Annotated in this window: 4 protein-coding genes; 1 reads left to right on the top strand and 3 read right to left on the bottom strand. The window is 43.0% G+C overall.

Translation table 11 applies throughout. The features are described 5' to 3' along the window. Window positions 1-26: 26 nt before the first annotated feature. Window positions 27-1586 (bottom strand): RagB/SusD family nutrient uptake outer membrane protein, encoded by a 1560-nt coding sequence (locus tag IEX80_RS06875; protein WP_090526123.1) that lies wholly within the window; start codon window positions 1584-1586, stop codon window positions 27-29. A 24-nt stretch (window positions 1587-1610) separates the two neighbouring features. After that, window positions 1611-4808 carry a SusC/RagA family TonB-linked outer membrane protein gene (locus tag IEX80_RS06880; RefSeq protein ID WP_229701547.1) on the bottom strand — a complete coding sequence of 1066 codons (3198 nt, stop codon included), beginning with the start codon at window positions 4806-4808 and terminating at the stop codon, window positions 1611-1613. A 1277-nt stretch (window positions 4809-6085) separates the two neighbouring features. On the opposite strand from IEX80_RS06880, the gene IEX80_RS06885 reads away from it, so the two are divergent. After that, window positions 6086-6979 (top strand): sialate O-acetylesterase, encoded by an 894-nt coding sequence (locus IEX80_RS06885; RefSeq protein WP_090526124.1) that lies wholly within the window; start codon window positions 6086-6088, stop codon window positions 6977-6979. Between the two features lie 37 nt (window positions 6980-7016). Here the strand turns inward: IEX80_RS06885 and IEX80_RS06890 are convergent, their stop codons facing one another. Next, window positions 7017-11201, bottom strand: coding sequence for a hybrid sensor histidine kinase/response regulator transcription factor (locus IEX80_RS06890; RefSeq protein ID WP_090526125.1), 4185 nt, complete (start codon window positions 11199-11201; stop codon window positions 7017-7019). Between the last annotated feature and the right edge of the window lie 338 nt (window positions 11202-11539).

Consider the following 11539-nt stretch of genomic DNA (forward strand, 5'->3'; position numbering starts at 1 on the left):
ACTGCTATATATAAGCAAGTTAAGTATTAATAGCCAGGGTTTTGATGTCCGTTTACCTTAGGGTTATTATCCAGCTCGGCCTGAGGAATTGGCAATAGTTCATCTCTTCCTTTTCTGAAATATGGGAATGGGTCAGTGGTGAAGTATTGCTTTTTCCTCCAGCGAAGGATGTCGATATTTCGTATTTCTTCGCAACCCATTTCTACCATTTTTTCGTGCATGATGGCTTTTACCACATCAGCTTTTGACGCTACAGGAAATTGCGCTGTTGGATAAAGAGGCATAGCAACATCCGCACGTGCACGAACCATATTGAGGTAGTTAATTGCTGCAGGAATATTACCCAGCTCATTTTCACATTCGGCCAGCATCAATAAAACCTCGGCATAACGGATAATGCGTTGATTATTGCCGCCCGGGTGGAAACCCGCTGCCGGCAAACCTTCCTTGTAGATGATCATGAACTTACGAAAACTGATCTTTTTGGTTACGCCGTTCATCACTGACGAGTTGCCGTTCTGGTCGCCGTCTGTTAGCACCGACGCACCTTTATTATAAGTGTCGCCCGATTGGTAACAGGTGTAGTGAAAACGGGGATCAGATTTGGCCGCGCCGGTAGCAGTGTTCTCAAATTCGTTAATCAATTTGTTTGACGGAATAAGATTTCTCCATGCTATGGGGTTGTATTCCTGGTTACGTACGGTAGACTGCGCTTCAGTAGGACTGTCACCGCCCCAGTTAAATCCGCCGTCGCCTTTGTCAACAAAAACGATCTCGAAGATGGATTCGCTATTGAATTCGGTCTCCTCCTCAAAGTTGTCGAGGTACCTGGCAGTAAGGGTATAGCCGTTTGCTCCGGTTGTAGGGATCTTTAAAAGCGCAGCTTTAGCACCGGCATAATCACCGGTTTGCATTAATACGCGGCCCAGCATAGCATTTGCCGCAGAAGCGGTTGCCCGGCCTTTATCGGTACCGGTTTTTTCAGGAAGAACGGCTGCTGCATCCTGAAGATCTTTAACAATTAAGGCATAAACCTCTGCTTCGGATGAGCGTGGCTGAAAATCGCCAACTGCCTTAGCAGGCGTTGTATAAACCGGCACCCCTCCCCATTGTGAAACCAGGTCGAAATAAGCCCAGGCGCGCAAAAACTTAGCCTCGCCAACCAACCGGTCACGCAGGGCCGTGTTATCAGTTACATTAGGCCCATTCGCAATAACTACATTCGCCCTGAAAATAGTTGTGTACCAGGTATTCCAAACAGAGTTCATCACCGAGTTGGCAGGATCAACATTACCGTTAAGCATCTGTCCCCTTGGGGCTTCAAGCTGCCCGCCGCCGCTTGCAACTTCATCACTTCTGAGGTCGTGAATAAAAAACCACTCCCTTGATACCAGCCCCAGGCTATGTATGGCAACATAAATAGCGTTTACCCCCTTGGTTAACTGATCGCTGGTTTTGTAGTATTGGTTCGTTGTTACATTATTAGGGTCGCTGGTGTCAAGGGACCCTTTTTTGCAGGAGTTAACCGTTGCCGTTACCATAATAGCTGTAAGGGCCGACCATATGTATATTTTCTTCGTTTTCATTGCTGTATCTTTTTAAATTAATCATTAAAAGGTCGCCTGTAAACCTAGCTGAACTGTTCTTGGCTGCGGATACTGGCCGTAATCAATACCGTTGGTAAGGGTACCATTACGAGAGCCGATTTCGGGATCAAGACCTTTATATTTAGTAAATGTTAAAAGATTGGTTGATGCCACGTAAATCCTGAGCCTGTTCAACGCGTTGTCTGTTTTTGACTTTAACCATGAGGTTGGGAAATTATAGCCTATCTGCATATTTTTAACCCGCAGGTATGAGCCGCTTTCAATCCACCTGGTTGAAGGCCTTTTGTTGCCGTTCGGATCACCTGAAATGGCGCGCGGGATATTTGTGTTGGTATTTGTAGGTGTCCATGCCTTTAACACATTGGTACCGGCATTGAAAAGCCTTGGCATGCCTTCGAGGATAATCCTTTCGCCATTAAATATCTTGTTGCCATAAACGCCCTGGAAAAACACTATCGCGTCGAAATTTTTATAGGAAGCGCTGTAGTTTAACGAGTAGGTGAATTTTGGCAGATAGCTACCAATAAAAGTGCGGTCAGCATCAGTGATAACACCATCGTGGTTTATATCCCTGAACTTGATATCGCCGGGAGCGGCATTCGTTTGCTTTGCTGAATTAGCAACTTCACCGGCGTTTTGGAATATCCCATCTGCAATATAGCCAAAGAATGATTGAACCGGCTGCCCAACTGCTGTTTTGGTTATAGGATCACCACCGCCATAATCCGCGTCGCCGCCGGCGGTAATGGAAGCATTGGCGGTACTAAGCGTTAAAACCTTGTTTCTGTTGAGGGAAAAATTTCCGGTAATATCATATTTAAATTCGCCGTGTGTTTTATGATAACCTAAACTAACTTCAAAACCGCGGTTACGCATTGAACCCACGTTAGCTAAGGTCCCGGTACCGTTAAAACCGAGGCTGGGCGAGGTAGGTACTGTTAATAGAAGATTATCGGTTTTCCTGGTATAAACCTCGGCAGATAATGTAAAGACATCCTGGAACAAGCCCAGATCTAAACCAATGTTGGTTTGTTTAGTTGTTTCCCATGACAAATTGAGGTTACTTAAACCACTGTAAAACGAAGCATTTCCAAGATCGGCCAGTGAACCGTTGAACGGATAGGTAGCTATGTTAGATGATATCGGTTGCAAATAAGGATAATTGCCCAATACGGTGCCATTGATACCTGTTACACCATAACCGGCCCTCAGCTTTAATGACGAAACCGACTTGAGCGACTTCATGAAATCTTCCTGGTCTACCTTCCAGCCTAATGACGCGGCAGGGAAACTTTCATGTTTATGCCCCGGCGCAAATACAGATAAACCGTCGCGACGTATAGAGCCTGATATCAGATATTTGCCTTCAAAATCATAACCCAAACGGGCTACTTCTGAAACGAGGAGATTGGTGCCGTAGGTATAATTAGTGAAAAGATTAGTCGCGCCATTTAGTGTCCTTACCGTATTGGTATTTTGGTTACCCGAAGAAACCTGATTGTCGCCGCGTGAGCTTTGGGCCTCGTAAACTAAAACGGCATTAACATGGTGCTTGTTGCCGAACGTTTTATCGAAAGTAAGCTGCTGCGAGTACAGTTGCGTGGTGCTGGTGCCCCTGGTGTAATTAATAACCGCGGTTGGCGATTGAGAGGTACCACCGTCATTATAAATAGGCGTGTAAGTATTATTCATGTTGCTGCCATAATCAATACCATAAATTGATTTAAAGTTAAGCCATGAAGTAAACTTCAGCGTAGCGTAAGCATTACCGTGGATAGTATAACCGTGATTGGTATTATCAATCAGTTTGGCTGCCTCAATCGGATTGGTCGGGTCCGAGCCATCGAAACTATTTTGTGGCCCCATAAACCCGCCGGCGTTATTTGGATTGTAGATTGGCAGATATGGCTGCATCCTCACCACATTTGTTATGGCAGACCGGTTACCCGCATCTACGCCGTAACGCTGATGATTGATGATGGCATTGAATGTTTCGCCAAACGACAGGATTTTACTGATCGTATGATCGGCGTTAACCCGAATTGCCTTGTGGTAGGCACTCAAGCCCTGGGCGATACCCTGCTGATCGAAGTAATTTGCCGAAGTATAAAAGCGGGTCACCGCGTTGCCACCGCTCAATGCCACATTGTGCTGCTGGATAGGAGCATTACTCCTGAAATACGCGTCCTGCCAGTTGGTATTTGTTTGAGCAAAGGTTTGGGAACTACCCGCATAAATTGGTTTGTTAAAGTTTTCTGGCAGCAGGCGCGGCGGTATGGCTATAACAGGAGTGGCTGAACCGTTAAGAGCGCGCTCATATTGCAAGTATTGCTGGGTATTAAGCAGGTCATACTTTTTGATTACATTTTGTATGCCATAGTATGAGTCGATAGTTATCTCTGTGCGGCTATTGTTGCTCCCCTTTTTAGTGGTTATAATAATAACACCATTTGTACCCCTGGAACCATAGATCGCCGCAGCACTCGCATCCTTCAACACGTCGATACTTTGAATATCCTTAATATCAACGCCTGTGAGGCTGCCCGGATATCCATCAACGATGTATAAAGGATCAGATCCGAAATTCACAGAGCTAATACCACGCAATGAAATAATAGCCCCGGTTCCCGGACCGCCGTTATTGGTAACAGTAAGACCAGCTATACGGCCTTGCAAAGCTTCAATGCCACCCACAGGCAGAGAGGCAAGAGTTTTGCCGCTAACCGATGAAACCGCTCCCGTTACCTTAGCACGTTTTTGCGATCCGTAACCAACCACAACAACCTCTTCCAGGTTCTTGGTATCTTTTTTCATTTGCACCTTTAGCTCGGCAGCGCTGGTAACCGTTATCTCTTGCTGTGCAAAACCAATTAATTTGAAAACGAGCACGGCTGAATTTCCGGGCACTGCTATTTTGAAGTTACCGCCGGCATCAGTAGTTACGCCTTGTGTTGTGCCTTTTATGGAAACCGCTACGCCGGGCAGGGGTTGGTTATCGTCATCAGTAACTTTGCCCGAAACGTTGAATGCAGGCTTCATTTTCAAAGCGCCATTTTTGTTAATGGTAATGCCATTCAATGAACCTGCTGAACCACGATTATGTGCAATTGACACCGATGGCATTGCGAGCGCGCATCCGGTTAAGATGAGCGTAGCGTAACGCCATTTGTTATTATAAATTTTTTGTAAAGAATACTTCATGTTATTAAGGTTTAAAATTTTCGATTCGATTAAGGAAACGTTGACGTGATTTGCTCTCGGGGCAACATTTACCGATATCGTTTAAGCTGTAAATGCCTAAAATTATCCTGGCCTTACCTAATGGTAACTACCGGATTTAAATGAACGACGAAACCTATCCGTTAGCTGTTCCGTACTTATCCAGGATCTGAAAATCTCTTTTTTGTCTTTCCATAATTTTTCTTGTTAGTTAATTGATTGATAATTGATATGTAGGTGTTATTAGTTTTCAATTTCAAACAGTATCCCACGCCGAACCGGACAGCAAACGACAAATGCCACGAATGCTCCATTATTGGTCAACATGTTTATAATTGGTAATCTGTACGTTGTAATGCCAACAGTACTTATTGTTACATCCTGCAAAAAGCAGGTTGTAATAACAGGGGTAAAATTATCTTTCGCGGTTGGGCAGGTAGCGCAGTATTTATCTTAATCTTACAACATTTGTTTAAGCAAGTTCCCTACAACAAGGTTTTCTTTCCATGTTAAAACAGTTTTCCCGCATGATATATGACGTGCCTCAATGTAGATTTTTGAGACCGATAAAAATTACAAATAACTGATTTTAAGCTATTTAAATACAAAACAAAAATCAAAACGAGTTGAACACTGGTGATTTTCTTTACCAGAAACTGGCACTGGTTTGTTAATTTGAAGGCAAAAATACCGCCAACAACAATCGATTGCGAAACTTGCCCGAAACACGGTATTTAGGTATTGTTAAAACAATAAATCTTATTGATTTATAGCTATAGAAATAATAAATATTTTTAGCATACCTGCTTACAGGAAACAAATAAGGACAGCCTCGCGCTGTCCTTACAACCAATTTTAAAAAAAGAAAAGTAATAAAGGTGAGGTATTATATCTTGTAAGTATGTGATAAAGTATTTGCGCGTTAACGCAAATGCTACAAATAATTATTGATCATATCAGTAAACTTTGTTAAGGTTATGTAGTCCAGGATTAGTACACCTCAAGCAATCAAATGTATTAAGGATGGTAAACTTTAAATGACACACATGTTGAAAAGGTTAACACATTGGTTTACTAAACGCACAATCGCTCCCCCATTCCTAACTTATTGCTGTTCTTTGTAGACTATTGCAAAATGCCCTAAACAATTGTTATAGCACTTTCAACAATTGTTGTAATAGTATGATTATGGGTTAGCCTATTTTTATCAGCAAGCCGGCCGGCAATTTTGACTGCCGCGAAACCTAAAAGAACATCAAATGAATCTAAGGATCTTTTCTCTTACCCTGTTGGCAATCGTCTTGTTATTTGTTGGTAATGCATCAGCCCAAAACAAAAAGTTTTATATTTTTTTGTGCTTCGGCCAATCAAATATGGAAGGTAACGCACGCATACAGCCACAGGATACCGTAGTTGATCCGCGTTTACAAGTACTGGAAACTGTTGACTGCTCTAACCTTAAACGGGCAAAGGGCAACTGGTACACCGCCGTACCACCATTAGCACGCTGCAATACCGGCCTCACCCCTGCCGACTACTTTGGCCGCACCCTGATAGCAACCCTGCCCAGCGATGTAACAGTTGGTATTGTGAACGTATCGGTAGCTGGTTGTAAAATTGAATTGTTCCAAAAAGACAGTTATAAGGACTATGCAGCCACCGCCCCTTCCTGGATGGTGAATATGATCAACGAATATGGCGGCAATCCCTATGGCCATTTGGTCGAGATGGCTAAACTGGCACAAAAATCCGGTGTAATTAAAGGCATCTTGCTGCACCAGGGCGAATCTAACCCAAATGATACGCTTTGGACACTGAAAGTGAAAGGCATTTATGATATGCTATTAAAAGATCTTCACCTGAAGTCCAAAAAAGTTCCCTTGCTGGCTGGCGAGCTTGTTAATGAAGACCAGGGCGGCAAGTGCGCTGCTATGAACCACATAATTGATAAGCTTCCTGAAGTTATCTCCAACGCATATGTGATCAATTCAAGCGGCTGCCCGGCCGCATCAGATAAGCTGCACTTCACCGCTGAGGGTTATCGAGTTTTAGGCACCCGATATGGATTACAAATGCTCAATCTGTTGGGTTACAAAGCATCAGCCACCACCTATCCTATACAAGTTCAAACAACAGGGAATGCCGGCAGGTAACATCGATATTTTTCTATCCGATAAAATGAAAACTTTCTTAAGCCACACTTTTGACATCTATTTTCTTCACCCGGTACTCGGATGGCAGAACATTATATTTTGCCTTGAATGATTTGGTAAAATAATGAGGCGTCGAAAAACCGATGGAGTATGCTATCTCTGCAATGGTCAAATCGGTTTTTTCGAGCAGTATGGCTGCTTTGTCCAGTTTTATGGAGCGGATAAACTCCACAGGTGGCTCGCCGGTTAGTTCGGTGATCTTGCTATAGAATGATCCCCTGCTCATACTAAAATGATGGCTGATCTCCTCGACGGAAAATTTAGGGTTGTTGATGTTTTTCTCAATATACATCACCACATCTTTAATGAACCGTTCTGACGAGGATTCGATATCCATGTCTGCCGGGATAACTTTTATTTTTTTCTGATAGGTTTCTTTAAGCGACTTATTTAGATGAAGCAGGTTTTTAATTTTGATATTCAGGATATCGAAGTTGAAAGGTTTGGTCAGGTAATCGTTCACGCCCAATTCCAGCCCTGCAAGTTGCTCTTTTTGGCTGGCCATCGCCGTTAATAATATAATGGGAATATGGCTGGTCCTTTTATCAGCCCTAAGTTTACAACTTAGCTGAATCCCATCCATATATGGCATACTGATATCACTAACTATCAGGTCGGGATGGACGGCAAGTGCTTTATGCCACCCTTCACGGCCATTAGCCGCCTCCGAAACTTTGTAAGTTGCAGCCAGGCTTTCTGACAAGTATTGCCTCATTTCATCATTATCTTCAATAACCAGAACATGGAGCCGGTTAACACCTGTGGCAATCGCCGTCTTCGGTTTATTGTCCCTGTCATCGTCGATAATAACTGGGGCAGCCTCAGGCGTATTTTGCTCATGCATTGCTGTCTCCGATAGATTAATTACAGGCAATGAAATTGATAAGGAGAAAATTGAGCCTTTGCCTAATTCACTTTTCACACCAATCTCGCCGCCATGCAACTGCACAAGCTCGCGTGTTATCGATAAGCCTATCCCGCTTCCCTGATTAAGTATGGCAGGCTGGGCATCTGCCTGATAAAACCTGTCAAAAACATGCTTAACCTGCTCGGTTGCTATACCGGTACCTGTATCCGCAACCGAAATACCCAAGCGATATGAATTGCCGTCTTCTGATATAACAGGGGCGGTAACTTCAACAGTAATTTGCCCGCCAGGCATCGTAAATTTAAATGCGTTGGATAGCAAGTTAAATAATATTCGCTCCACTTTATCATGATCAAATTTTACAAATAACCTTTCCCCGGCAGTTTTAAATACCGTAACAATTTTTTTTCTATTGGCCAGGTCATAAAACGAATCTGCTACTTCGCGAACAAAAGAAATAAACTCTCCCTCAACCAAATTCAACTTAAGCTCATTCTCTTCAAGTTTCCTAAAATCGAGCAGTTGGTTAACCAGGTTAAGCAACCTGCGCGAGTTTCTTTTAATAACACCTAATTGTTCGGTAACAGGCCCGCTGTTAGGCTGCTCCAAAAGCTTATCAACAGGCGCCATTATCAAAGATATCGGTGTCCGGAATTCATGGCTCAGGTTGGTTAAAAACTTAATTTTCATCTCATCCAGTTCATGACGGGCTTCGGCTGCTTTACGTTCCTGCTCATCGTGCAATTTCTTTTTAAGCTTTTTAACACCCTGCCTGCGGATGAGCAACAACACGCCAAAGGCCAGCAAAACATAAAGCACATAAGCATATATAGTCATCCAAAAAGGCGGCTTCACTATAATTTTCAACGATGTACCGGTATCATTCCATTTACCATCATTATTGGATGCCCGTACCCGGAACGTGTATTCTCCCGGATCAAGGTTGGTATAACTGGCCGTTGTTGATGTTCCTGCATTTTTCCAGGTATTGCTAAATCCCTCTAAAATGTACGAATAGCGATTTTGCTGTGGAAGGGTATAATTGAGCGCCACAAAGTTTATGGAGATGTCTTGTTTATACTTTATGGTGATCTCTTTTGCCTCACTGATATTAACAGGCAAGGGGTTATCACGATTAGGCGAAATACGTTTATTATCTATACTCAGGGTAGTTAATACAACCGGGGGCAGATTTTTATTAAGCCTTACATCTGATCCCTTAAAATAATTGAACCCGTCTACCCCGCCAAAGTAAAGCGTGCCATCTGCGGCAATAATACCCGACCCGTTTAAAAAAACATTGTTTTGAAGCCCGTTATCGTTACAATAAACATACAGTTTCTGATCAGCAGGATCAATTCTCCCGATACCCTGGTTTGTACTGAACCAAATATTATTGGTTTTATCCTGCAAAATTTTACAAATTACACCGTTCGGCAACTGGCTATTGTATTTAAACGGGGTTATTTTTTTAAGCCGATGATCATAAAAGAAAAGGCCATCGCCGTTGGTACCTATCCACATATTGCCGTTAGTATCGCGTTTTAAAGACAACACCTCTGCTATAGGCAAACCTGTATTGATTGGATTAAGTGTATCGAACACTTTGGTAGCCGGGTTATAAATAGCGATGCCCGTACCGTACGACCCGATCCACATATTACCGTCATTATCCTCTTCAAAAGCCCTGATATAACCATTTGATGGCATTTTATAGCCTTTTACGGAGACTAAGGCAGGTTTAAACCGGCGGAAGCTATCAGCCTTCGCGTCAAAAATATCGATACCCGCGCCGTTAGTACCTATCCATACATTACCAGAGCGGTCTTCCTTGAAGCAGAAAATGTTATTTTGACTGATATTTAGCTTTCCGCTACCGCCGGTGAATTGTGTATAGCTATTGTTTGCAGTATTGAGTTTAAAAAGCCCGTGGCCGAATGTTCCTATCCAAAGTTGTTTTTTATGATCCAATAACATAGCCAGAACAGGCAGGCCTGCCGAATTTATTTTTTCCTTCGGCTGAATAGCGATATGAGTGAAACGGTTGGTTTTGTTGTTGAAAATGCTAAGGCCGCCGCCGTCTGTCCCCACGTATAGCTCATTGTCATTTTTTTGCGCGAAAGATGATACGATTGGCGCGCGCAAACCGTAAGGGTCTAACTCAGTGGGTTGCACATAATTAAACAATGTGAGGTTTTTGTCGTATTTATTGATGCCGCCCATATAGGTACCCACCCAATAAATGCCTTTAGGATCGATATAAATGCTGCGGATGGATTTACTGTTAAGGCTGTACGGATCGCGCGGGTCATGGCGGTAACGGATGGATTTCCCGGTGTGGATATCCATAACATTCAAACCGCCTTCGGTACCAACCCAGATGTGGTCTTTATCATCAGCGGCAATGCTGTAAACAATGTCACCACATAGCGACGTCTCATCCTTATCATTATAACAGTAATTAACAAAGTGTTCACCATCCTTATCCAGGCGGCTTAAGCCATTAGCTGTACCTACCCACAAATTGCCCGCTTTATCCTGCGAAACTGTCATTACAACATCCGAGGGTAAACTACGGGTATCGTTTTTTTGATGACGGAAGGCTTTAAAACCTTTATGCGTATCATCATATAAATACAAACCTAAATTGGTACAAATCCATATCCTGCTGTAACTATCCTCAAAAATACAGCCCATGCTTTTAACAGGTATCTGCCCTGGTTTGCCTGTCCCGGTTTCAAAATGGCTGATATATTTACGATCGGGGCTGATCACATCAAGGCCGTTTACCGTTCCCACCCAGATCTCATTTTTATCGTTTGCACAAACGGCGGTAATAACACCCTGGCTTAAACGCTGCCCTTTTAAGGGCGAACTAAAGCTTTTGAAATCATCCGCCGCCTTATCGTAATAATACAAACCAAAACCGATGGTGCCTACCCATAGCGTACCAGCACGGTCCATACTGATGCTGCTTATTTCGTAGGAGCCCGGCTCTACCTGCCTTTTGGCACCCAATGTATAAACTTTAAACTTCCTTCCGTCATACCTGTTCAGGCTTTCGGAGGTGCCAACCCACATCATCCCGTTATTATCTTTTACGATGGCATTTACGGCGTTACCCATTAACCCTTGCCTGGTGGTTAATGCGGTAAATTTCAGGTTAGGCTTTTGAGCATTTGCCAGGAAACTGAGGTTGGCCAAAACGACTAAGGTGAGTATAACGCGCACAGTGCCTGCCAGCACTGTATTGATCTTTTTGCGAATACACAAATCGGGTACAGAATGCATCATAACAAACAGGTTACTTTTTTCCGGAGCGGATAACCCGCAGGAAAAAATTGTTGATGAACTATGGTTTTAAAATTGGTGTGATTGACGTCTTCGAACAAAACATCATTATCCAAATCTACATTTTATGATGATGAAACAGGCAAACATTTGTTCAAAGAAATAACACACTTGTTCAATCACACAGGTAATTATTGTACAAAAGTACATATCGACGAATTTGCGGCAATGATATCGCTCCACATGGCATCGACAAATGTTGTAAAATTATGCTAAAAACTGCGTGCCTTGTTTTTAATATAAAAATACTTTTATAATAAGAAAAAGCCGCTCAAAACAAC

This window comes from Mucilaginibacter rubeus (genome assembly GCF_014643835.1).
GTDB lineage: Bacteria > Bacteroidota > Bacteroidia > Sphingobacteriales > Sphingobacteriaceae > Mucilaginibacter > Mucilaginibacter rubeus.